Origin of the sequence: Xanthomonas sp. LMG 12461, from assembly GCF_009192935.1 — a bacterium.
Lineage (GTDB): Bacteria > Pseudomonadota > Gammaproteobacteria > Xanthomonadales > Xanthomonadaceae > Xanthomonas_A > Xanthomonas_A sontii.
Genome location: NZ_NQYT01000020.1, coordinates 46,284 through 68,415, shown reverse-complemented (window position 1 = coordinate 68,415; position 22,132 = coordinate 46,284). Strand labels below are relative to the sequence as shown.

At 71.0% G+C, this 22,132-nt stretch carries 19 protein-coding genes and 1 tRNA gene; 9 read left to right on the top strand and 11 right to left on the bottom strand.

From position 1 onward, the window contains the following. Positions 1-81: 81 nt before the first annotated feature. Positions 82-1,041: an alpha/beta hydrolase gene (locus tag CEK68_RS05765; RefSeq protein WP_152238813.1), complete on the top strand. Its 960-nt coding sequence runs from the start codon at positions 82-84 to the stop codon at positions 1,039-1,041. Between the two features lie 399 nt (positions 1,042-1,440). Here CEK68_RS05765 and CEK68_RS05760 read toward each other — a convergent pair whose 3' ends face one another. The 3 genes from CEK68_RS05760 to CEK68_RS05750 all read right to left on the bottom strand — a co-directional run bounded on the left by CEK68_RS05760 (position 1,441) and on the right by CEK68_RS05750 (position 5,224). Further along, a complete protein-coding gene (locus tag CEK68_RS05760) occupies positions 1,441-2,307 on the bottom strand; it encodes a nucleotidyltransferase domain-containing protein (protein WP_226977774.1) in 867 nt (288 codons plus the stop codon). Next, positions 2,307-4,196 (bottom strand): tRNA uridine-5-carboxymethylaminomethyl(34) synthesis enzyme MnmG, encoded by a 1,890-nt coding sequence (mnmG, locus tag CEK68_RS05755; protein WP_152238812.1) that lies wholly within the window; start codon positions 4,194-4,196, stop codon positions 2,307-2,309. Before mnmG ends, CEK68_RS05760 begins: the two co-directional genes overlap by 1 nt. Positions 4,197-4,705: 509 nt before the next feature. Then, the gene (locus tag CEK68_RS05750; RefSeq protein ID WP_152235889.1) at positions 4,706-5,224 is read right to left on the bottom strand and encodes a hypothetical protein; all 519 of its coding nucleotides are present in this window, start codon (positions 5,222-5,224) and stop codon (positions 4,706-4,708) included. Positions 5,225-5,388: 164 nt separating this feature from the next. Here CEK68_RS05750 and CEK68_RS05745 point away from each other — a divergent pair, with 164 nt between their 5' ends. Further along, positions 5,389-6,348 (top strand): pyridoxal-phosphate dependent enzyme, encoded by a 960-nt coding sequence (locus CEK68_RS05745; RefSeq protein WP_152235890.1) that lies wholly within the window; start codon positions 5,389-5,391, stop codon positions 6,346-6,348. Beyond that, positions 6,345-6,947: a YdcF family protein gene (locus tag CEK68_RS05740; RefSeq protein WP_193312549.1), complete on the top strand. Its 603-nt coding sequence runs from the start codon at positions 6,345-6,347 to the stop codon at positions 6,945-6,947. Before CEK68_RS05745 ends, CEK68_RS05740 begins: the two co-directional genes overlap by 4 nt. 439 nt (positions 6,948-7,386) lie before the next feature. Here the strand turns inward: CEK68_RS05740 and CEK68_RS05735 are convergent, their stop codons facing one another. After that, on the bottom strand, positions 7,387-8,277 hold the full coding sequence (locus CEK68_RS05735) for an N-acetylmuramoyl-L-alanine amidase (protein ID WP_043094302.1): 891 nt from the start codon (positions 8,275-8,277) through the stop codon (positions 7,387-7,389). A gap of 349 nt (positions 8,278-8,626) precedes the next feature. Between CEK68_RS05735 and CEK68_RS05730 the strand changes: the two genes are divergently transcribed. Further along, complete coding sequence (locus CEK68_RS05730) at positions 8,627-9,055, top strand: ketosteroid isomerase-related protein (protein WP_017914487.1); 429 nt, start codon at positions 8,627-8,629, stop codon at positions 9,053-9,055. Between the two features lie 116 nt (positions 9,056-9,171). Further along, on the top strand, positions 9,172-10,686 hold the full coding sequence (locus CEK68_RS05725; RefSeq protein WP_152238811.1) for a glycosyltransferase family 39 protein: 1,515 nt from the start codon (positions 9,172-9,174) through the stop codon (positions 10,684-10,686). Here CEK68_RS05725 and bioC read toward each other — a convergent pair. From bioC to bioB, 6 genes are all read right to left on the bottom strand, one after another. Further along, a complete protein-coding gene (gene bioC / locus CEK68_RS05720) occupies positions 10,654-11,544 on the bottom strand; it encodes a malonyl-ACP O-methyltransferase BioC (RefSeq protein ID WP_043094308.1) in 891 nt (296 codons plus the stop codon). The genes CEK68_RS05725 and bioC overlap by 33 nt on opposite strands. Positions 11,545-11,668: 124 nt before the next feature. Next, positions 11,669-12,451: an SDR family oxidoreductase gene (locus tag CEK68_RS05715; protein ID WP_152238810.1), complete on the bottom strand. Its 783-nt coding sequence runs from the start codon at positions 12,449-12,451 to the stop codon at positions 11,669-11,671. 710 nt (positions 12,452-13,161) lie between these two features. Further along, a complete protein-coding gene (gene bioH / locus CEK68_RS05710) occupies positions 13,162-13,923 on the bottom strand; it encodes a pimeloyl-ACP methyl ester esterase BioH (RefSeq protein WP_152238809.1) in 762 nt (253 codons plus the stop codon). Positions 13,924-13,972: 49 nt separating this feature from the next. Beyond that, positions 13,973-14,326 carry a hypothetical protein gene (locus CEK68_RS05705; RefSeq protein ID WP_152238808.1) on the bottom strand — a complete coding sequence of 118 codons (354 nt, stop codon included), beginning with the start codon at positions 14,324-14,326 and terminating at the stop codon, positions 13,973-13,975. After that, positions 14,323-15,528, bottom strand: coding sequence for an 8-amino-7-oxononanoate synthase (gene bioF / locus CEK68_RS05700; protein WP_017909536.1), 1,206 nt, complete (start codon positions 15,526-15,528; stop codon positions 14,323-14,325). The genes CEK68_RS05705 and bioF overlap by 4 nt, the downstream gene beginning before the upstream one ends. 101 nt (positions 15,529-15,629) lie before the next feature. Then, positions 15,630-16,673 carry a biotin synthase BioB gene (bioB, locus tag CEK68_RS05695; protein WP_152238807.1) on the bottom strand — a complete coding sequence of 348 codons (1,044 nt, stop codon included), beginning with the start codon at positions 16,671-16,673 and terminating at the stop codon, positions 15,630-15,632. Between the two features lie 73 nt (positions 16,674-16,746). Between bioB and CEK68_RS05690 the strand changes: the two genes are divergently transcribed. After that, positions 16,747-17,454, top strand: a complete 708-nt coding sequence (locus CEK68_RS05690) for a ComF family protein (RefSeq protein WP_152237309.1) — start codon at positions 16,747-16,749, stop codon at positions 17,452-17,454. Positions 17,455-17,564: 110 nt separating this feature from the next. Here the strand turns inward: CEK68_RS05690 and ubiA are convergent, their stop codons facing one another. After that, a complete protein-coding gene (gene ubiA / locus CEK68_RS05685) occupies positions 17,565-18,467 on the bottom strand; it encodes a 4-hydroxybenzoate octaprenyltransferase (RefSeq protein WP_017909533.1) in 903 nt (300 codons plus the stop codon). A gap of 259 nt (positions 18,468-18,726) precedes the next feature. Here ubiA and CEK68_RS05680 point away from each other — a divergent pair. The 3 genes from CEK68_RS05680 to CEK68_RS05670 all read left to right on the top strand — a co-directional run bounded on the left by CEK68_RS05680 (position 18,727) and on the right by CEK68_RS05670 (position 22,117). Then, a tRNA-Arg gene (locus CEK68_RS05680) sits at positions 18,727-18,803 on the top strand. 554 nt (positions 18,804-19,357) lie between these two features. Beyond that, positions 19,358-21,376 (top strand): sensor histidine kinase, encoded by a 2,019-nt coding sequence (locus CEK68_RS05675; protein ID WP_226977773.1) that lies wholly within the window; start codon positions 19,358-19,360, stop codon positions 21,374-21,376. Between the two features lie 75 nt (positions 21,377-21,451). Continuing rightward, positions 21,452-22,117: a response regulator transcription factor gene (locus CEK68_RS05670; RefSeq protein WP_226977772.1), complete on the top strand. Its 666-nt coding sequence runs from the start codon at positions 21,452-21,454 to the stop codon at positions 22,115-22,117. The last annotated feature ends 15 nt before the right edge of the window (positions 22,118-22,132 follow it).

Below are 22,132 nucleotides of genomic sequence, written 5' to 3'. Positions count from 1 at the left end.
GTTCGCTTATTTGCGGAAATGGTTATCGAGCATAACAATCCGCCCGACGCCGCTTGCGCAGCCGCCCCGGGAGGGCCACCCATGTATTTCGATCCAGACGTCGTGCGTTTCTTCGCCCAGGCCCAGCAGTCCGGGCAGCCGCCGATGGAGGAACTGCCCTTGCCCCAGGCGCGGGCGATGATGCGCGGCGTCGCCGCGCAATTCGGTTTCCCACGCGTGGAGATGGCCGAGGTCCGCGACCTGCTGGCACCGGGCCCGGCCGCCCCGATTCCGCTGCGCCTGTACCGCCCGCACGGCCTCGACGCCGGCCCCGCCCCCACTTGCCTCTATGCACACGGCGGTGGCGGCGTGGTCGGCGACCTCGACTCGCACGACGACGTGTGCCGGCAACTGGCCGCACGCGCCGGCTGCCAGGTGCTGGCGGTGGACTACCGGCTGGCGCCCGAACATCCTGCGCCGGCTGGCATCGAGGACGTGATCGCGGTGGTGCACTGGCTGGCCGCACACCCGGCCGAGGTCGGCGCCGATCCGCAGCGCCTGGCCATCGCCGGCGACAGCATGGGCGGCGCCCTGGCGGCGAGCGCCGCACTGGCCGCACGCGATGCCGGCATCGCCCTGCGCTGCCAGATCCTGATCTATCCGCTGACCGACGTGCGCCCGGACAATCCCTTTCCCTCGCGCGTGCACAACGCCGGCATCCCGCCGCTGACCGAAGCGGCGATGCGCTACTTCGACCGCCAGCTGCTGCCGGACCCGTCGCTGGCATCGGACTGGCGCATCTCCCCGGTGGTGGCGCCGGACGTGGCCGGCGTCGCCCCGGCGCTGGTGGTGCTGGCCGAGCGCGACGCGCTGCACGACGAAGGCCTGCACTATGCGCAGCGCCTGCGCGAGGCGGGTGTGGAAACCCTGGTGCGCGTCCACCCCGGCATGATCCACGGCTTCATCAACATGGGCAGGGTGATGCGCGTGGCCGGCGAAACCCTGGACCTGGCCGCGCTGCTGCTGCGCCAGCGGCTGCTGCCGGTGGCCGCGCAAGAGTGAGTCCAACCGCAGCGCGTACCCCCTTCCGGCAACCGCCGCCGGCGCTGGCACGCGCTGCTTCGTCTGGAACCATGTGCCAGTCGCGCGGATGCGTCGGCTTCCGTAGTCAAAGCCCCTCTCCCCCCGGGAGAGGGGTTGGGGTGAGGGTCCGGGAGCGCAGCGCCGCCTCCGGACCTTAGTGCACCATCCGTACCCTCATCCGCCCCTTCGGGGCACCTTCTCCCGAGGGGAGAAGGGAAAAACAAGGAGCGGCTTCAGCCGCGACGGGGAATTGCCGACACGCCCAGGTCGCGGCTGAAGCCGTTCCTACGCGGGCTGGCCACTGGGTGACATCGGCAGCCCGCAGCGCGGATGCCGCTGATTTGCACGGTGACGCGCGGCCGGTCTGCCGCCCCGCACTCAGCGCGGAGTGATGCCCAGCAGTTGCCGGAACGCCTCGTCCAGCTCGCGCTGATCGCCGCTGCCTGCCGGCAGCGGCGGTGCGCTGGCCTCCATCCGCTGCAACTCCGCGTCCAGGAAATCGCTGATCGCCGGAATCCGCGGGCCGTCTTCGACTTCGGCCGATGCGCGTTTCTTGTCCAGCAAGGCATCGATCGCCTCGCGCAGGGCGCCAGAGGGAACCAGGGCGTCCAGCAGCGACGCGAAGGCCATCGGCGGCATGCCGTGCCCACGCTCGATCCACTGGCAGGCCAGCACCGGCCGCAACACGTACAAATACTTCTTGGTGCGGATGCGCTCGCCGCGCAGATAGCCGCGGTAGTTGCCCTTGGCCATGTTGAAGTAATGCCACCAGGTCGCCAGCGGCGAATAGAAGCGCTCGGCCATCTCCCGCAGCGTCGCCACGGCCGCGGCGTCCTGCCGGTACACCACCGGCGACTGCAGCCACTCCAGCAAGGTCGGGTTGGATTTGGACACCAGGCGCAAGGCCTTGCGCAGATCCCAGCCGCTGACGTCCAGGTCGCTGTCGATCGGCAACTCGATCACGTCGCGCTGCGGTTCGCCCGGCCCGGTCCGTTCGTTGACGGTGAGGTACCAGTCCGGCCGATGCACATAGACGAAGCGCGCGTCGTAGTCGCTGTCGGGCGAGGAAAAGCCCCAGCCGCGGCTACCGGATTCGCAGGCTAGCAGGATGCGGACGTCGTGGCGCTGTTCGATGTCCTGCAGCGCGGCGAGCACGGCAGCGCGCTTGTCGGCGGCGATCGGGTGGATCGCCATGTCGGGCGAGGCGGAGGGCGCGGTCGCTGCAGCGTCGTTCGAAGGCGTCATCACGCCACCCGGCTGCGGCGCGCGCGTTCCAGGTGCACCAGCAGCAGCGAGATCGCCGCCGGGGTCATGCCGGGGATGCGCTGCGCCTGGCCCACGGTCTGCGGGCGCACGCGCTCGAGCTTCTGCTGCACTTCGGCCGACAGGCCGCGCACCTGCGCGTAGTCGAAGGCGGGCGGGATCGGGGTGTCCTCGTGGCGCTGCTGGCGGGCGATCTCGTCGCGCTGGCGGTCCAGGTAGCCGGCGTACTTGATGCCGATCTCCACCTGCTCGGCCACCTGCGCGTCGGCCACGCCCGGGCCCAGCGACGGCACCCGCATCAGCGCGGCGTAGTCCAGCTCCGGGCGCTTGATCAGGTCGAGCACGGTGGTCTCGCGGCTCACCGCCACGCCCAGCGTCGCCGCGACCTCGCGGCCCAGCGCGTTGCCCGGCGTGGCCCACAGCGCGCGCAGGCGTTCGCTCTCGCGCGCCACCGCCTCCTGCTTGGCCTGGAAGCGCGCCCAGCGCGTTGTGTCGACGATGCCCAGGTCGTGGCCGATGCCGGTCAGGCGCGCGTCGGCGTTGTCCTCGCGCAGCTGCAGCCGGTACTCGGCGCGGCTGGTGAACATGCGGTACGGCTCGCTGGTGCCGTGGGTGATCAGGTCGTCGATCAGCACGCCGATGTACGCCTGGTCGCGGCGCGGCGACCACGGCTCCAGCCCGCGCACCTGGCGCGCGGCGTTGAGGCCGGCGATCAGGCCCTGCGCGGCGGCTTCCTCGTAGCCGGTGGTGCCGTTGATCTGCCCGGCGAAGAACAGCCCAGGCATGGCCTTGGTCTCCAGCGAGGCCTTGAGCCCGCGCGGGTCGAAGAAGTCGTACTCGATGGCGTAGCCGGGGCGGGTGATGTGCGCGCGCTCGAAGCCGCGGATCGAGCGCACCAGCTCCAGCTGCACGTCGAACGGCAGCGAGGTGGAGATGCCGTTGGGGTAGATCTCGACCACGTCCAGGCCTTCCGGCTCGACGAAGATCTGGTGGCTGGCCTTCTCGGCGAAGCGCACCACCTTGTCCTCGATCGAGGGGCAGTAGCGCGGGCCGATGCCTTCGATCTGGCCGGTGTACAGCGGCGAGCGGTCCAGCGCGCCGCGGATGATGGCGTGGGTGCGCTCGGTGGTGTGGGTGATCCAGCACGAGACCTGGCGCGGATGCTGCGCCACCTCGCCCAGGAACGACATCACCGGCAGCGGATCGTCGCCGGGCTGTTCCTCCATCGCCGCGTAGTCCAGACTGCGCCCGTCGATGCGCGGCGGGGTGCCGGTCTTGAGCCGGTCCACGCCGAAGCGGCCGTCGCGTAGCGCCTGCGCCAGCGCGGTGGCCGGCGGATCGCCGGCGCGGCCGCCGGCGTACTGGGTCTGGCCGATGTGGATCTTGCCGGCCAGGAAGGTGCCGGCGGTCAGCACCACCGCCGCGGCCTCGAAGCGCAGCCCGGTCTGGGTCAGCACGCCGCGCACGCGCTCGCCGTCCATGACCAGGTCGTCCACCGCGGCCTGGAACACGGTCAGGTTCGGCTGCGCCTCGACCAGGCGCCGGATCGCGCTGCGGTACAGGCTGCGGTCGGCCTGGCAGCGGGTCGCACGCACCGCCGGGCCCTTGGAGGCATTGAGGGTCCGCCACTGGATGCCGGCCAGATCCGCGGCGTGGGCCATCGCCCCGCCCAGCGCGTCGATCTCCTTGACCAGGTGGCCCTTGCCGATGCCACCGATCGCCGGGTTGCAGCTCATCGCCCCCACCGTCTCCACGTTGTGGGTCAGCAGCAGGGTGCGCGCGCCGGCACGCGCGGACGCCAGCGCCGCCTCGGTGCCGGCATGGCCGCCGCCGATCACGATCACGTCATGGCGGTAGAAGGAATCGCTCATCGGGGTCTCGTCGGCCGGCGCGGGGCCGGCGGCAGGGGGCGACACGGGACGTCGCCCAGGGTGTGAACAGGAATTTTAGCGGTTGCATCACAAATTGCGGATCCGGGCCTCAAGTTGGCACGCAATCTGCAGATATTCCCACTGCACCCAACGTGGCAATGCGTCAGGGGCGTATGACTGGAATTGGAACAGGGGCCAGTCACGCGCACGTTGGGGGAGCTGGGGGCCGGTAGTCGGGGGACTACCGGCCCTTTTTTATGCCCGTTTTTCGCCGGTCGCCGGCGCCACGCCAGCAATGGCAAGGCCCCAACGCGAAAAGCCCCGGCGGACCGGGGCTTTTCGTTGTGAGGCGCCGACGCCCGACAGGGCCGGAACAGGGGGGATCCAGATTTCCCTGTCGGACATCGACATAGACGGTGGGGTCGACCCCTTCGGGTCATAAAGCGACGCAGGCGGTCACCCCGTAGAACGTAGAGTGCGTGCTGGGACAGGCGAACGCAAGCCCTTTCTTAGGGTTCGAGTGTGCGACGTGTCCCATTGCTGCGACCCATATTGCCGGGGCGCGGCGCCGGCGGGCGCTGCATGCCCTCGGGACGCTGCATCGCCGGCCGGGCCGGCTGCATCGATTGCGGCCGCGGTGCCGAATTGAGCGCGTCCGGACGGCGCAGGCGGTCCATGTCGCGCCACGGCGTCGGTACCCGACCACCCACGCTGGGCGGCGGCGGCGGCCGCGAGCCGCCGTCGTCCGGCCGCGGACGCGGTGGCGGGCGGTGGCGCGGGCCATCGTAGCCACGGTAGTAGTAATACGGCACGCCGTACCCGTAGTAGCCGTAATAGGACGGGCCGTAGCCGTAGTAGGGCACCGCGCCGTAGGGCGAGTAGTACTCGGAGTAGCCGGCCGGGTAGCGGTATTCGACCGACGGGGCGCCACGGTAGTAGCCACCCTCGCCGCCTCCGGCGTAATCGTAGGTGGCACAGCCGCCCAGTGCGGCCAGCAGTCCAGCGGCGCAGATCAGGCGCAGTTTCATGGCGTTTGCCCTCCAGCAGGCTGGCTGACAGGTTCGGTCCGTGGCATTGAATCCCCCCTTAACTTCATCGGCTGCACTTGAACGCTTAAGTTGCGCGCAACGACGGCGAACCGGCGCGAGTCGCGGGCGCTGCACGTTGGCGACGATACGCTACCCTTTCGCGCATGGTCTCACGTTTTCTGCCCGAGTTCGGCGACGTCCTGGCGGCCGCCGCACGCATTGCCGCGCACGCGCGGCCGACCCCAGTGCTGCGTTCGCGGGCGCTGGATGCCGCCACCGGCGCGCAGCTGTACTTCAAGGCCGAACACCTGCAGCGCGGTGGCGCTTTCAAGTTCCGCGGTGCCTGCAACGCGGTGTGGGCGCTGGACCCGGCGCAGGCGGCCTGCGGGGTGGTCACCCATTCCTCCGGCAACCATGGCGCGGCGTTGGCCCTGGCTGCGCGCACCCGCGGCATCGGCTGTCATGTGGTGGTGCCGGAAGGCGCGGTCGCCGCCAAGCTCGCCAACATCGCCCGCCACGGCGCCACGCTGTGGCGTTGCGCGCCCAGCATCGCCGCGCGCGAGGCGCTGTGCGCGCAGGTGCAGCGCGATACCGGCGCGACCCTGGTGCACCCCTATGCCGATCCGGCGGTGATCGCCGGGCAGGGCACCGCGGCGCTGGAACTGTTGGACGCCAGCGGCGGACTGGACCTGCTGGTGGTGCCGGTCGGTGGCGGCGGCCTGGCCGCGGGCAGCCGCCTGGCGCTGTCGGCGCGGGCGCCGCAGGCGCAGTTGCTGCTGGCCGAGCCGGCCGGCGCCGCCGACACTGCGCGCTCGCTGGCCGCCGGCGAGCGCCGCCTGGACATGGTCCCGGACACGCTCTGCGATGGCCTGCGCGGCACCCTCGGCGAACCCAACTTCGCCCTGCTGCACGGCCAGGCCGAGGTGCTGGTGGTCGAGGACGCGGCGACCGTGGCGGCGATGCGGCTGCTGTGGCAGGTGCTCAAGCAGGTGGTGGAGCCGTCCTCGGCGATCGCCCTGGCGGCGGTGCTGGCGCAGCCGGCGCGTTTCGCCGGGCGCCGGGTCGGGGTGATCCTGTCCGGCGGCAACGTCGACCTGGACGCCTTGCCGTGGGGCGCGGCATGAGTGCGCGGGGCGGCTTCCGCTGGCTGCGCTGGCTGGTGCGCCTGGCGGCGCTGCTGGGGCTGTGGCTGCTGGGCGTGGCGATCTACATCGTCTGGGTCGGCGACCGCGACCAGGCGGCGCCGGCCGACGCGATCATCGTGCTCGGCGCCGCGGCCTACGACGCCAAGCCGTCGCCGGTGTTCGAAGAGCGCATCCGTCATGGCCTGGACCTGTACCAGCGCGGCTACGCGCCGACCCTGATCTTCACCGGCGGCTTCGGCAACGGCGCGCGCTTCGCCGAGTCGCAGGTGGCCCGGCGCTACGCGCTGCGCCACGGCGTGCCGGCCGACGCGATCCTGATCGAGACGGTGTCGCGCACCACCCGGCAGAACCTGATCGAGGCGCGGCGGCTGATGCGCGAACACGGCCTGCACCGGGTGATCGTGGTCAGCGATCCGCTGCACATGGCACGGGCGCTGCGGCTGTGCCAGGAACTGCAGATCGACGCCCTGGCGTCGTCGACCCCGAGCAGCCGTTTCCGCAGCTTCCAGACCCGCTGGCGCTTCCTGCTGCAAGAGCTGTACTTCTTCCATCGCGACCTGGTGGTCCCCGGCGCCTGAACCTGCGGGGTGCGGTACGCAACGGCGCATTCCCTGGCGCCGGCCGCTGCCGAGCGCACCCGAATCAATCGCCACCGCAACGGTCGCGTACACGAGGTGATGGCGAGGCCGGCGCGCGGCCCATGCGGGCCGCGCACGTCATGCAGCCGCTCTGGCCGGGCGCGATCACGGCCGTGCAAGGGCGCACATCGCGGAGCAGGGCCGCTGTGCGTCTCGGCGGACGAGCAGGGATCCCGGCGGAGATCGAGGGTGAATCCGTCGAACCAGCGGCGATGCCGGGTCGAGGCCGCTGCAGGCGACGACGCTACAGCAGCGCTCCCGTCACGACCTGACGGTCATCGGCGTGCAGGCGCTTCGTTGGATCGCGGTCGTCGCACGCGCGCGGTTCCTGCATGTCTTGGCGTTGCGCGCGCCGACCCGCGGATGCGAGCCCGCGCGCTCACCATGCCGGGTCGACGTACTGGACGACCAGGGCGTTGGCGATGCTCTCGGTTTCAGCGTCGATGATGCCGCTGGTCTTGCGTGGCCTGAAGTGCATCTGGAACGCGGCGACGATGCGTTGCAGTTTTCCGCTCCAACGCCCGTCGACACTCACCTCGTTGTACCCATAACGCTTGAGCGCCCGCTGCAGCGCGAGTACATCGCCGGGCGCATTGGGATCGCGCCCGGCCAGGTAGCGGCGCACGTTCGCCTGGTCCGGCCATGCGCCGATGCCGTGCCGGGCGAGCATTTCCCAGGGGAACAGCGGACCTGGATCGTACTTGCGCAGGGGCGCCACGTCGCTGTGGCCGAGCACGTTCTGCGGTGCGATGCCATAGCGGGTGATGAGGTCGTTGAGCAGCGGCACCAGCGCGGCGACTTGCTCCGGCGCGAAGGCGTACCACTGCCGATTGCCGGCCTTGCCCTGTGCAAAGCCGAGATTGACGATCTCCACACCGATGGACGTATCGTTCAGATTGCTGCGGCCATTCCAGGCGCTCACGCCAGCGTGCCACGCCCGTTTCTGTTCGGCCACCAGTTGCAGGACGACCGGCTTTCCATCCACCAGCGCCGGGCGCGCCGGCACCAGGTAATGGGCGCTGACATCCGGGCCTGACAGCACCTTCAGTGAACGGGCGTCATTGAGCGCGGTGTAATGCAGGACGATGAAACGGACGCGTTCGTTTTGCGCCAGGGAGGGCGTTTGCACCGATACGTCGTAACTGCCGCGGTCCAGGAGTGTCGGGGGCGATGGTGCCGCAGTGGCTGGAGTCTGGGGCGGTGAGCGGACAGACGAGCAGCCAGCGAGCAGCAGCGACAGCGACAGCGACAGGACCACAGTGCGAGACATGCACACTCCTCCGATTGGTTGCGCAGCGCCGGGTGTGTCGACTGCGAGGGATGTGCAAGCGAGTTTGCCGTCGCATCGGAGGCGCTCCCATGGGGCGGCGCCCAAAACAGGCGCGCACTGCGCGGCCGATGGAGCGCGCCCACGCAGCGCGCGCGCAGCCTTGGTGCCCCCCCGTGGCAGTGCCGTCCCGAGTCGCGAAAGATCGCGGGCCTGGCGCGCTGTGTCCGACCCCGTTGGCGCTTGCGGCTGCAGAAGGTCCAGTGCCTCCATCGCCGCCGCCGGTGGCTGCCCGCCGCAGGGCTGTGCCGCGCCGTATGATGGGCCTTTCCACGGCCCGAGGGAGGCAGCCATGAGCAACCACGGAGTTCCTGCGCAGGACCAGGCCATCGCCCTGGTGCAGGCCTATTACGCCGCGTTCAACCGCGGCGACTGGGACGGCATGCTGGGCATGCTCACCGACGATGTCGCCCACGATCTCAACCAGGGCGCGCGCGAGACCGGCAAGGAGGTCTTCGCCGCCTTCCTGCAGCGCATGAACGCCAGCTACCGCGAGCAGTTGCACGACATCGTGGTGCTGGCCGCGCAGGACGGCCGCCGCGCCGCCGCCGAGTACGTGGTGCATGGCGAATACCACCACACCGACACCGGCCTGCCGGAGGCGCGCGGCCAGCGCTACGTGCTGCCGGGCGGGGCGTTCTTCGACATCCGCGACGGCAGGATCGCCCGGGTGAGCAACTACTACAACCTGGAAGACTGGATCGCGCAGGTCTCTGCCTGAGCCACGCGCCGGCCTGAGGCCGGCGCGTTCGCGCTGTCGCAAAACTGTCTGCCGGCCGTCATCTGCGGCCGCAGGCGCGGTGACTATGGTCGCCGCGTCGACCGAGAGGATTGCCGATGCGCGCGCTGCTTCGTTCCCCGGCCGTCGCGGTGGCGCTGCTGGCCTGCACGCTCGCGCTGGCCCTGCTGGGCGCTCGCGGCATCTGGGATGCCGACGAGGGCCGTTACTCCAATGTCGCGCTGAACATGCTGCACAGCGGCGACTGGCTCACGCCCCGGCGCAGCGAGGACGTGGCGCACTGGACCAAGCCGCCGTTGACCTACTGGGCGATCGCCGCCAGCGTCGCCGCGTTCGGGCCGTCGCCCTGGGCGGCGCGGTTGCCATCGGCGCTGTCCTACCTGCTGTGCGTGCTGCTGGTGTGGCGCCTGGCCGCGCGGCTGTTTCCCGAACGCCCTGAGCTGCCGGCGCAGGCGGCGCTGCTGTACGCGACCATGCTGGCCCCGTTCGGCGCGGCGCAATGGATTTCCACCGACTTCCTGCTCGCCGCCTGCGAGACCCTGGCGGTGTGGGCCTTCGTCGAAGCGCGGGCGCATCCGCCCGGACAGGGCAAGCGCTGGATCGCGGCGATGTGGGCCGGCTTCGCCCTGGCGTTCATGACCAAGGGTCCGCCTGGCCTGCTGCCGCTGCCGGCGCTGCTGCTGTTCAACGCGGTGACGCCGGGGCCGCCGCGGCGCGCGCTGCAGCTCTCCGGCATCGCCCTGTTCGTGGTGCTGGCGCTGCCCTGGTACCTGGCGGTGATCCACGGCCATCCGGGATTGCTGCAGTACTTCGTCGGCGACGAGGTGGTCAAGCGCGTGGCCAGCGATGCGTTCGGGCGCAACGCGCAGTGGTACGGCTGGGCGGTGGCGTATGCGCCGATCCTGGTCCTGGGCACGCTGCCGTGGACGCCGGCGCTGGCGCGTTGGGCCTGGCAATTGCCGCGGCAACTGCGGCAGTGGTGGCGCGATCCGGCGTTGCGCCTGCAGCAGGCCGCGCCGCTGCTGCTGACCCTGTGGCTGCTGCTGCCGCTGCTGGTGTTGTGCCTATCGCGCTCACGGCTGCCGCTGTACGTGCTGCCGCTGTTCGTGCCGCTGGCGTTGCTGGCGGCGTGGCAACGCGCGCAGGAGGGCCGGGCGCCGTGGAGCTGGCCGTGGCTGCTGGGCTGGTGCGGATTGCTGCTGGCGCTCGAACTGGCCGTGGCGCTGCTGCCCACGCACAAGGATGCCGGCGCCTGGGCGCAGGCGATCGTGCAGCGTGCCGATGCGCCGGTGCGCGAGGTGGTGTTCGTCGAGGACATGGCGCGCTACGGCCTGCGCCTGGAGCTGGGCGCGCAGGTACGCAAGATCCGCCTGGACCCAGTGCGCGACGCGCCGCGTTTCGGTCCCGAGTACGACGCCGATCTGCTCACGGTGTTGCGGCAACCGCGCGCCGGGCGGGTGTGGGTGTGCAAGCAGGAGGCCTGGGCGCAGGTCGCCGCGCGCATCGCTGCGCAGGGGGCGCAGGCGCAGGTGTTGGGCACGCCCTACCAGGGTCGGGTGCTGTTCCGGGTGCTGCCCGGCTCAGTCGCCGCGGCGGCGGATCGGGATCGCTGACAGCGGCACCGCGGCGATCTCGCCGCCGCCCTCGCGGATCGGCGCGCCCGGCGGCGGCGCCCAGGCGTGCGCGTAGATCACTTCCCACGTGCTGGGCAGGGTGCCGTCGGCGCCGCGCAGCGGCTCGTAGGCGGCGCTGGCGGCGGCGAAGCGGCCGCGGCCGGTGAGGGTGTGGCGGCGCGCCTGCAGCGCGTTGGTGGCGCCGATCGCGCGCAGTTCGCGCATCAGCGCGGCAAGGTCCGGATAGGTCAGGTTGAACACGTCGCGGTCCAGCACCGGATCGCGGAAGCCCGACAGCATCAGCGCATCGCCGAACTGCGCGATCGGCGCGAAGCGGCTCACGTGCGGCGTGGTCCGGTCGGCCTGGGCGAAGGCCTCGCGCAGTTCGATCAGGGTGTCCGGGCCGAAGCTGGAACACAGCAGCAGGCCGCCGGGGCGCAGCACGCGGCGGAATCCGGCGAACACCGCCGGCAGGTCCTCGACCCACTGCAGGCACAGATTGCTGAAGATCACATCGACGCTGTGCTCGGCCAGCGGCAGCGCGCGCGCATCGGCGCAGACGCGGCCGAACGGCTTCCACCAGCCGGCCTGACGCTTGGCCTGCTGCAGCATCGGCAGCGCCTGGTCGAGCGCGATCACCTGCGCGCGCGGCCAGCGCTTCTTCATCGCCGCGGCGGCATGCGCCGGACCGCTGCCCACGTCCAGCACCACCTGCGGGACGCGGTCGCCGAGGTAGTCCAGCGATTCCAGCAGGCGCCCCTGCACCTCGCGCTGCAGCGCCGCGGCGGCATCGTAACTGGCGGCGGCACGCGCGAAGGCGCGGCGGATGTGCTGGGAGTCGAACGCGGAAGGATCCATCCGCGCATTATCGCCGCCCGCGTCGTGCCGCGGCCAGCAGCGCCACCTGCATCACCGCGTTCTGCGCACGCGCGGCGCATCTCGGCTTACCAATCCCCACTCCCGAATCCCCAATCCCGGCTCTTCAGAATGTCCCCGGATAGCTGCCGCCATCCAGCAGCAGGTTCTGCCCGCTCAGGTAGCCGGCCTGCGCGCTGCACAGGAAGGCGCAGGCCGCACCGAATTCTTCCGCGGTGCCGAAGCGCCCGGCCGGAATCTGCCGGCGCTTGCGTTCGGCCAGGTCGGCGGGATCGATGCCCTCGCGCTGCGCGGCGTGGGCGATGTTGCCGCGCAGCCGGTCGGTGTCGAACTGCCCCGGCAGCAGGTTGTTGATGGTCACGTTGTGCGCCACCGTGCGCCGCACCAGCCCGGCGACGAAGCCGGTGAGGCCGGCGCGCGCGCCGTTGGACAGCCCCAGGCTGTCGATCGGTGCCTTCACCGCGGCCGAGGTGATGTTGACGATGCGGCCGAAACCGCGCGCCTGCATCGCATCGACGGTGGCGCGGATCAACGCGATCGGTGCCAGCATGTTGGCGTCGAGCGCGCGCAGCCAGTCCTCGCGTTCCCAGTCGCGGAAATCGCCGGGCGGCGGTCCGCCTGCGTTGTTGATCAGGATGTCGACCTGCGGGCAGGCGGCCAATGCGGCGGCGCGGCCGGCCTCGGTGGCGATGTCCGCCGCCACCGCGACCACCTCGCCACCGCCATCGAGCGCGCGCAGCTGCGTCGCGGCCGCATCGAGCCCGGCCTGGCCGCGCGCCACGATCGCCACGTGCACGCCTTCGCGGGCCAAGGCCTGCGCGCAGCCCAGTCCCAGCCCCTTGCTAGCGGCGCACACCAGCGCCCATTTTCCGGCGATTCCCAGGTCCATGCTTGCACTCTCGTTCGAAGGAACCGCGATGATCGGACATCGGCGCGGTGGCGGCCAGCTTCACGCCGCGACGTTGAGGACATTGAGTACGCACGGCAGGTGCAGGAGCGGCTTCGCTGCGCAGCGTTTTGCTGCCATGCGTCGCGACTGAAGTCGCTCCCACAGGGGTGGCCGGCATCCTTGTGGGAGGGACTTCAGTCCCTACGCCGGAGGGTGTCGGCCGGCTTTGGGCTTCGTCACATTGCGACTGCAAGACGATCGAGCAGGCAAGACACGTGTTGGTGCGACGTCGCTGCGCTGCGCTCGACTGCCATGCGTCGCGACTGAAGTAGCTCCCACAGGGATGAGCCGGGCGTCCTTGTGGGAGGGACTTCAGTCCCGACGACGGAGGGTGTCGGTCGGCTTCCGGCTTCGCTTGTCGCGGCGGCACGACAGTTGAGTCCCACGGCGGAGCCGCTTGCGTCTTTCTGACTTCGTTGCGTGTCGCGTGATGCCTTGTGGGAGTCAACTGTGATGCAGCGTGCGACGCGCGAGACGGTGTGCGCTTTCCGATGACGCAATGCGTCGGGACTGAAGTCCCTCCCACAGTGCACCCGCCGGGCTCGACGCAAGCGCTTGTAGAGCGGCTTCAGCCGCGACCCGACGCAACAGGCGTGTCGCGGCTGAAGCCACTGCTACGACAGCACCGTGGAACGCGCGGCGCGACGCCGCTAGTCCAGCGTTGCCAGGAGTCCGCGAAGTGCTTCGGCCACGGTATCGGCATGGCCGAGGAACGGGGCGTGGCCGCCGCCGGCGACGATCAGCGCGCGCGCGTTCGGCGCCAGCGCAGCGGCGGCCTCCATGCCTGCGGGCGGGACCAGGCGGTCGCGCTGGCCGCCGATCCACAGGCTGGGCACGCGCAGGCCGGGCAGGGCGCGGCGCAGATCGGTACGTTCCAGCAGGGTCAGCCCGTCCTGCAGCACGTGCGGGTCGGGCGCGCCGCGGGCGTCGAGCGCTTCGCGCAGGGTGCGCAGTTCGGCGCGCGCGTGCGCCGAGCCGAGCGTATCCAGTGCCAGGAAGCGCTCAAGGGTGCCGCGATAGTCCTCGGCCAGATCGCGGCCGAACTGTTCGAACACCTGCGGCTCCACCGCGTGCGGCCAGTCGCTGCCGCGTACGAAGCGCGGCGTCGCCGCGAGCATCGCCAGCCCGCGCACCTGCGGTTGCGTGGCGGCGGCGTGCAGCGCGAACAGCCCGCCCAGCGACCAGCCCAGCCACAGGGCCGGCGGCGTGGCCGCGGCGATCGCGCTGACCACGTGCGGCAATGCCAGCGGCGTGTCAGCGCCGCGGCTGTGGCCGTGCCCGGGCAGGTCCACCAGGTGCAGGCGATACTGCGCCGACAGGCGCTCGACCAAGGGCGCGAAGATGCCGCCGTTCAACGCCCAGCCGTGCAGCAGGACCAGATCGGGGCCCTGCCCCAGGGTGTCGATATGCATCGTCGTCCGTCGTTGCGAAGGAACAGGAAAGGCAGCGTCGGCCGTCGCGTCAGTGTGCCGCGCGCTGCGCCAGCACCTGCGGCAGCAGCAGGCGCCACTGTTGGCGCGGATAGTCGCGGGTGCGCCAGGCGGACACGCGATGCGCACCGCGGCGCTGCTGGATCGCCGCGCTCAGCCAGTCGCCGTCGATGCCCTGCCAGGCGCCAGCCGGCGTCAGCAGGTTCGGCGCCAGCCGCGGATGCACGTCCTCGCGCAGCATCTGCCACAGCGTGTCGGTGGCGAACGGCGAGGCGGCGAGCACGGCGGCGATCTGCGGATGGTGTGCGTCGACCGCGGTGTCCAGGTACAGCGTGGCCAGCGCGTCCCACACCGCGCGTCGCGCGGCGAGGCCGGTCGCGCTCACGCCGGCACGCCGGGCGGGTGCGCGGCCACGCGATCGCGGGCCAGCGCCAGGGCATCCAGCAGCGCCTGCACCTGCGCCGGCGTGTGCAGCGCCGACAGGGTCACGCGCAGCCGCGACTTGCCCTCCGGCACGGTCGGCGGGCGGATCGCCGAGACCAGGTAGCCGGCCTGTTCCAGCGCCGCCGACCACGCCAGTGCGGTGCGCTCCTCGCCGCACAGCAGCGGCTGGATCGGCGTGTCCGAGGCCATCAGCTCCAGGCCATGACGGCGGGCGCCGCCGCGGAACAGGGCGATCAGCTCGACCAGCCGCTCGCGCCGCCACTGGTCGCGCCGCGCCAGCTTGACCGCCGCCAGCGAGGCCGCGGCCTGCGCCGGCGGCAGCGCGGTGGTGTACAGATACGGCCGCGCGGTTTCGGCCAGATGCCGGATCAGCGTGGTATCGCCGACCACTGCGGCGCCGTAGCCGCCCAGTGCCTTGCCCAGGGTCACCAGTTGCAGCGGAACGTCGTCGACACCCAGCCCGGCCTCGGCGACGCTGCCGCGCCCCTGCGGGCCGACCACGCCGACGCCGTGCGCGTCGTCCACGTACAACAGCGCCTGTTGGGTGCGCGCCACCAGCGCCAGCGAGCGCAGCGGGGCGACGTCGCCGTCCATGCTGAACACGCCATCGGTGGCCAGCATCGCCGCCCCGTCGGCGGCGTGCTTGAGCTGGCGCATCGCGCCTTCGGCATCCAGATGCGGATAGCGACGCAGGCGGCAGCCGGCCAGGCGGCTGGCGTCGAGCAGGCTGGCGTGGTTGAGCCGGTCCTGCACGCACACGTCCTCTTCCTCGCTCAGCAGCGCCTGCTGCACCGCCAGGTTGGCGATGAAGCCGCTGCCGAACAGCAGCGCCTGCGGATAGCCGAGCCAGTCGGCGATCTCGCGTTCCAGCGCCTCGTGCAGCGCGTGGTGGCCGCACACCAGGTGCGAGGCGGTGGCGCCGGCGCCCTCGCGCGCGGCCGCGTCCTGCAGGGCGGCGACCACTTCGAACTGCTGCGCCAGGCCCAGGTAGTCGTTGCTGCAGAAGCCGGTCAGCCAGCGGCCGTCCACTTCCAGGCGCACGCCGTCGCGGCGGCCGACGCTGCGGCGCACGCGCAGGCGCCCCTGCGCTTCGCGTAGGGCGCGCGCGGACTGGATGCGGTCGTGCAGGTCGGGACGGGCCATGGGCGCGGGACGGGCATCTGGCGGGCTAGCGTAGCGCGTCCCCGGCCGGGCCGGGCGCCGCCGGCGATGGACGGCCGGATCGGCGGACGGACGCCCCAGGCTCAGACCAGCGCGGCGGCGATCGCCGGTGTGGGCTGGGCGGTGATGTCCGCGTGCACGGTGCCGGGATGGTCGTGCGCGTCGGCATCCACCATCACCTGCATCGGCCGCAGCCCCAGCCGCGCGAACAGCGCCTGGTCACGCTCGGTGTCCGGGTTGCCGGTGGTCAGCAGTTTCTCACCGTAGAAGATCGAGTTGGCGCCGGCGCAGAAGCACAGCGCCTGCAGTTCGTCGCTCATGCTCTCGCGCCCGGCCGACAGCCGCACCATCGCCCGCGGCATCGCGATGCGGGCGACGGCGATCGTGCGCACGAACTCGAACGGGTCCAGCTCGACCGTGCCGTGCAGCGGGGTGCCGGCGACCTTCACCAGGCGGTTGATCGGCACCGAGTCCGGATGCACCGGCAGGTTGGCCAGCGCCTGCAGCAGGCCGGCGCGCTGGTCGCGCGACTCGCCCATGCCGACGATGCCGCCGCAGCAGGTCTTCAGGCCGGCGTCGCGCACGTGGGTCAGGGTGTCCAGGCGGTCCTGGTACTGGCGGGTGTGGATGATCGAGTCGTAGAAATCCGGCGCGGTGTCCAGATTGTGGTTGTAGTAGTCCAGCCCGGCCGCCTTCAGCGCCTGCGCCTGGGTGCCGTCGAGCATGCCCAGGGTGGCGCAGGTCTCCAGGCCCAGCGCCTTCACCTCGCGGATCATCTCCGCCACCTTCGGGATATCGCGGTCCTTGGGCGAGCGCCAGGCCGCGCCCATGCAGAACCGCGACGCGCCGGCGGCCTTGGCCTGGCGCGCCTTGTCCAGCACCGCCTCGGTGCTCATCAGCTTCTGCGCCTCCACGCCGGTGGCATAGCGCTGCGCCTGCGGGCAGTACGCGCAGTCTTCCGGGCAGCCGCCGGTCTTCACCGACAGCAGCGTGGACACCTGCACCTGCGCCGGATCGAAGTGTTCGCGATGCACGGCGGCGGCGCGGTGCAGCAGTTCCGGGAACGGCAGGTCGAACAGGGCGAGCAATTCCTGGCGTTGCCAGTCGTGTCGGACGACAGCGGACATGGGGGTTTCCTGACGGTCAGCGGCTGGGAAAGCGGGCAGTCTGGTAAGCATGCAACGTCCTGTCAACTTCACAATGACTGGTTTGGTTGACGGCGGTTGGCGCTGGTTGCAGCGCCGCCTGCTGCCGGAACGCTGCCTGGTGTGCGGGGAGCCCGGCGCGCCGGGCCTGGACCTGTGTGCCGCCTGTCGAGACGGCGTGCCCTGGAATGCGGCGGCCTGCTGCCGCTGCGCGCTGCCGTTGCCGGCGCTGGATGCCGAGCAGGTCTGCGGCGCGTGCCAACGCCGGCCGCCGTTGCTGGAGCGGGTGGCCAGCGCCTGCGTGTACGCCGCGCCGGTCGATGGCCTGTTGCGCCGCTTCAAGTTCCATCAGGACCTGGCCGCCGGGCGCCTGCTCGCCGCGCTGCTGCAGGCACGCTGCGCGGCCTTGCCGCGGCCGCAGGCGCTGCTGCCGGTGCCGCTGCATCCGGCCCGGCTGCGCCAGCGCGGTTACGACCAGGCGCTGGAACTGGCGCGGCCACTGGCGCGCGCGCTGGAGCTGCCGCTGTGCCTGGACCTGCAGCGGGTGCGGGCGACCGCGGCGCAATCCGAACTGGATGCGCGCGCACGCCGGCACAACCTGCGTGGTGCGTTCGCGGTGCCGGATTCGGCGGCGTTGCCGGCGCACGTGGCGCTGATCGACGACGTGATGACCACCGGCGCGACCCTCCACGCCGCGGCAAAGGCACTGCGCCGTGCCGGCGTCGAACGGGTCGATGCCTGGGTGGTGGCGCGGGTGCCGTGAGCGCTGCACCGGCTGTGCCTGCACCGCATGGCGGACCCGTGCCTATCGCGTGGCCTGTGGCCAGGGTTTTGTTGCGCGCCGCCGAAGCGGGCTGCCGAACCGCGTCGGTGTCAGCCGGCGCGCAGTGCCAGCGCCGCGGCAATGCCGGCGAAGATCGCCAGGCCGACCCAGTTGTTGTGCAGGAAGGCGCGGAAGCACGCAGCGCGTTCGCGGTGCCGGGCCATGCGGAATTCGACGACGACCAGCAACGCCGCCACGCCCAGCCCGGCCCAGTACCACACGCCCAGGTCCGCGCGATGCCCGACGAAGGCGAGAGCGACGAACATCAGCGCGTACAGCACGCCCTGGATGACCAGGTCGAGTTCGCCGAACAGGATGGCGGTGGACTTGGAGCCGGCGCGCAGGTCGTCCTCGCGATCGACCATCGCATACCAGGTGTCGTAGGCGGTGGCCCACAGGATATTGACCGCGTACAGCAGCCAGCCCAGCGCCGGCACCTCGCCGCGCACCGCGGCGAAGGCCATCGGAATGCCCCAGCCGAAGGCCATGCCCAGGTAGACCTGCGGCAGGTAGGTGTAGCGCTTCAGGTAGGGATAGCTGGCGGCCAGGAACAGCCCGACCACGCTCAGGCCGATGGTCAGCGCGTTCATGGTCAGCACCAGCGCGAACGCCACCAGCATCAGCACCGCGAACACCGCCAGCGCTTCGCGGCCGCTGACCGCGCCGGTGGCCAGCGGCCGGCTGCGGGTGCGCTCGACCTGCGGGTCCAGCCAGCGGTCGGCGTAGTCGTTGATCACGCAGCCGGCCGAGCGGGTCAGCCACACCCCGGCGGTGAACACGAACAAGGTCCACAGCGGCGGTATCCCATCGGCGGCCAGCCACAGCGCCCACCAGGTCGGCCACAGCAGCAGCAGCACGCCGATCGGCCGGTCGCCGCGCAGCAGTTTCCAATACTGGCCCAGGCGCGCGCGCGGCGGCAGCGCGGCAGGCGTTTCGTAGCGTTCGTAACCCATCGCGTAAGGGTAGCAGCCGCGTGGTGCCGGCGGCGCGTCGCGGAGGTGGATGCGCCGTGTCCTGCGTTGGTTGGCCGAGCGCCGCAGGACGCGGACGGGCGCCAGGCGTCCACGGCGAGGTGGCCGCCGCGCCGCATGTCGACGCACGGTGCCGGTGAGCGGACGGCGGCGGCCGCATGCCCACGGCGCGCGCGACGTCGCCGGGCCGTGCGAATGGGGGAGACGCGGACCACGAATGCCGTTAGAATGCGCGTCCGTTGCGCCCGTAGCTCAGCCGGATAGAGTAGTGGCTTCCGAAGCCATTGGTCGGGGGTTCGAATCCCTCCGGGCGCGCCATCCCACGCCGTGCATGCCAATCCTGTCTGGCATCGCCCGCGTCCTGTCCGCCATCTGCGCAGGCTCCTCTCTCCTCTTTCGCTTCCGCCGTCCTGCGACCGTGCGAACGCATGCGTTGCTCGCTGCCGGGCGCTGTGGCGCCGATGCGTCATGCCCGCGCGACCCCGACCTTGTCCCAGCGCTTGGTCAGCGTCCCGTCCGCTCCCAGAAGCATGGTACGCGGCGTGCTCTGCTGGAGCCGTCTGCGCGGTGTCCGAGCAGGGCGCCAGGCGTGGTACTGGCTGCGGTACGTGGCATGGGTGCGTGCGTGTTCGGAGACGGGACGTGCGTCGGAACGCACGGAACGAGGTGTTGCGCAACGTCATAGGTTGATGAATTTCACATTACATGTCTCCCTGTGTAGAATTTCGAAGCGGCCAGGGTAGTGTCCGCCACAGGGCCGGCATGGGGATGCCGCTCGCAGTGCTTTCAGTGACGCCCGCCACCTGCATACGCACACGTTCGGATACAACGCCGGGTTCTTCATGCGCCGCCGCTCGACGCTCACGCCCCTGTTGCTCCTGATCGTCCTGTTGCTTGGCGGGTGCGGCGGGATCCAGTCGGTCTCCGAGCAGGGCCGCCGCTCCATTGCCCTGGACGGGCACGTACAGATGCTGCGCGATCGTGCCGGCACGCTCGACGTGCACGCGGTGGCGGCGCGCGGCGACCTGCAGCCGACGTCGCCGGAGTTCAGTCTCGGCTACATCCCTGATGCGGTCTGGCTGCGGCTGCGCCTGGATCGCATGACCAGCCTGCCTCGGGTGCTGATGTTGCAGGTGGACGCGCCGCTGGCCGATACCGTGCGCCTATACGTGCCGCAGCCGGGCGGTGGCTTCCGCGAACTGCGCCGCGGCGAGGACGTGTCGCAGCGCGAGTACCCCTACCTGCTGCGGACGCCGGTGTTCCAGTTGGAAGCGCCGGATGGACGCTATCCGGAGGTCTACCTGCGCCTGACCGAGCGCAACGCGATGACGGTGGCGCTGAAGCTGTGGGAGCCGCAGGCGCTGCTCGCCCACGAGGCCTTGTCCGCCAGCCAGGACAGCATCTTCCTGGGCTTCATCCTCGCGCTGTGCATGGCCGGCACCTTCATCTGGCGACGCAGCGGCGTGGGGCCGGTGCGCTGGTATGTCGCCTACATCGCCACCAGCGGCTACAGCGTGTACAAGACCCGGGGCCTGGTCGGCCCGTTCTTTCGTCTGGACACGCACGATGGCGGCGACACCGTACTCGGCGTGGTGCTGGCGCTCAGCGTGGCCATCGCCGTGTCCTTCAGCGTGCGGTTGATGGCTTTGCACACGCATTTCCCGCGGCTGTCGCGCGCCTACGAAACCTTCGTGTGGCTGGTGATCGGCGTCGCCTGCAGCGGATTCCTGCTTGGCAGGTTCGGCACGGTGATGCCGTTCGTGCAGGGGCTGAGCCTGGTCAGCGTACCGTTGCTGCTGCTGGTGGCGGCTTACCTGAGCTGGCGCGGCCAGGCCATGGCCAAGCTGTACCTGGTGGCGTTCCTGGTGCTGTACATCGCATTCTTCCGCGGCTTCCTGATCAACCTTGGCCTGCTGCCGAACACGCCGTGGCTGCGCAATGGCGCGCCGCTGGCGGTGGGTCTGACCCTGCACCTGCTGTTGCTGACCTTCAGTTTCGCGCAACGCTTCTACGCGCTGGAGAAGCAGCGCCAAGATGCATTGGCCCTGGCGCTGGAACTCTCGCAGCAGTCCGAGGCATCGCTGGAGCACAAGGTGCGCGAACGCACCCGCGAACTGGCCGAGGAAATCGTGCAGCGCCAGGCCACCGAGCAGCGCCTGCGCGAGAGCAAGACGCAATTGCGGCAGGCACTGGTCGCCGAGCAGCGGCTGCGCGAGGAGCAGCGCGAATTCGTGACGTTGCTGTCGCACGAGTTCCGCACGCCCTTGTCGATCATCCATGCCAGCGGCCAGATGCTGCAGGACACGGAGACCGCGCTGCAGCCGGCAGGACGCCGCCGCATCGAGAAGATCCAGCGATCGGTGGAGCGCATGTCCGAGTTGATCGAACGTTTCCTCGACGATGAACAGGTGCTCTCGGACGAAGGCGCGCTCAAGCGCGAGGTGTTTGCGTTGCCCGCGCTCATCGACGAGGTGCTGGACGCGCTCGATCCGTCACGCGAGCGCGTGCGGGTCGAACTGGCGCAGGCGCCGCTGCGGGTGGATTGCGACCGCGGCCTGCTGCGGATCGCCCTGGACAATCTGTTGGGCAACGCCCTGAAGTACTCCGGGCCGGGACAACCGGTACGGCTGACGGCCACGGCGCAGGCGCAGACCCTGATCCTCGGCGTCGCCGATCAGGGTCCCGGCATTCCGCAGCACGAGCACACCGGGATCTTCCGCAAGTTCGCGCGCGGCAGCGGCAGCGGCGGGACTGCCGGCGCGGGGCTGGGGCTGTACCTGGTCAAGCGCATCGCCCTGCGATTGGGCGGCGAATTGACCCTGGACAGCGACGGCCGCGGCGCGACCTTCAGCCTGCGCCTGCCCCAGGCCGTCGCCGCGGAGGGGTGGTGAGCATGCGCACGCACCGCACATGCGGCGCACGGCATGGCGTCGCGCGCCGCCGCCGCGCCGGGGAGGCACGCTGACATGGCATTGATCGGTCTGCTCGAAGACGAAGTGGATCTGTGCGAGGAACTGCAGAGTTATCTGGTCGGCGCCGGACACCGCGTGGTATCCGCTGGCTCGGCCGCGGCCTTCTTCGCCGCAAGTGCCGGGCTGCGCTTCGACGTGGTGATCCTCGATCGCGGGCTCCCCGATGCCGATGGCCTGGAGATCGTGGAGCGCCTGCGCAGCGCCTCCCCGGGCGTCGGCATCATCATGTTGACCGCACGCGGTGCCAGCGAGGACCGCATCCATGGCCTGGAGAACGGGGCCGACCACTATCTGGTCAAGCCGGTGCGCCTGGCGGAACTGGCGGCGCACGTGCGTGCGCTGTTGCGGCGGCTGCCGCGCGGCTGGCGTCTGGTCGCCAGCGAATGCTGCCTGTACACGCCGGAGGATGCGCGTCTGGAACTGAGCGCGCGCGAGTTCGCGCTGTTGCGGGTGCTGGCCGTGCGCGCCGGCGAGATGGCCGGCCGCCGCGAGGTGGCCGAGGCGCTGGGCTGGGACTGGATGTCCTTCGACCAGCGTCGCCTCGACACCTTGATCAGCCGGCTGCGTCGGCGCTGCCGCGACGCCTGCCGCCAAGAACTGCCGATCCGCACCGAGCACGCGCGCGGCTACCTGACGACCGAGCCCGTGCGCGTGGAGTGACTGCGCCACACCGTA

Coding starts and splice junctions, on each gene's coding strand:
- CEK68_RS05765 (WP_152238813.1), top strand. CDS start 82: ATGTATTTCGATCCAGACGTCGTGCGTTTCTTCGCCCAGGCCCAGCAG.
- CEK68_RS05760 (WP_226977774.1), bottom strand. CDS start 2,307: ATGACGCCTTCGAACGACGCTGCAGCGACCGCGCCCTCCGCCTCGCCC.
- mnmG (WP_152238812.1), bottom strand. CDS start 4,196: ATGAGCGATTCCTTCTACCGCCATGACGTGATCGTGATCGGCGGCGGC.
- CEK68_RS05750 (WP_152235889.1), bottom strand. CDS start 5,224: ATGAAACTGCGCCTGATCTGCGCCGCTGGACTGCTGGCCGCACTGGGC.
- CEK68_RS05745 (WP_152235890.1), top strand. CDS start 5,389: ATGGTCTCACGTTTTCTGCCCGAGTTCGGCGACGTCCTGGCGGCCGCC.
- CEK68_RS05740 (WP_193312549.1), top strand. CDS start 6,345: ATGAGTGCGCGGGGCGGCTTCCGCTGGCTGCGCTGGCTGGTGCGCCTG.
- CEK68_RS05735 (WP_043094302.1), bottom strand. CDS start 8,277: ATGTCTCGCACTGTGGTCCTGTCGCTGTCGCTGTCGCTGCTGCTCGCT.
- CEK68_RS05730 (WP_017914487.1), top strand. CDS start 8,627: ATGAGCAACCACGGAGTTCCTGCGCAGGACCAGGCCATCGCCCTGGTG.
- CEK68_RS05725 (WP_152238811.1), top strand. CDS start 9,172: ATGCGCGCGCTGCTTCGTTCCCCGGCCGTCGCGGTGGCGCTGCTGGCC.
- bioC (WP_043094308.1), bottom strand. CDS start 11,544: ATGGATCCTTCCGCGTTCGACTCCCAGCACATCCGCCGCGCCTTCGCG.
- CEK68_RS05715 (WP_152238810.1), bottom strand. CDS start 12,451: ATGGACCTGGGAATCGCCGGAAAATGGGCGCTGGTGTGCGCCGCTAGC.
- bioH (WP_152238809.1), bottom strand. CDS start 13,923: ATGCATATCGACACCCTGGGGCAGGGCCCCGATCTGGTCCTGCTGCAC.
- bioF (WP_017909536.1), bottom strand. CDS start 15,528: ATGGCCCGTCCCGACCTGCACGACCGCATCCAGTCCGCGCGCGCCCTA.
- bioB (WP_152238807.1), bottom strand. CDS start 16,673: ATGTCCGCTGTCGTCCGACACGACTGGCAACGCCAGGAATTGCTCGCC.
- CEK68_RS05690 (WP_152237309.1), top strand. CDS start 16,747: ATGACTGGTTTGGTTGACGGCGGTTGGCGCTGGTTGCAGCGCCGCCTG.
- ubiA (WP_017909533.1), bottom strand. CDS start 18,467: ATGGGTTACGAACGCTACGAAACGCCTGCCGCGCTGCCGCCGCGCGCG.
- CEK68_RS05670 (WP_226977772.1), top strand. CDS start 21,452: ATGGCATTGATCGGTCTGCTCGAAGACGAAGTGGATCTGTGCGAGGAA.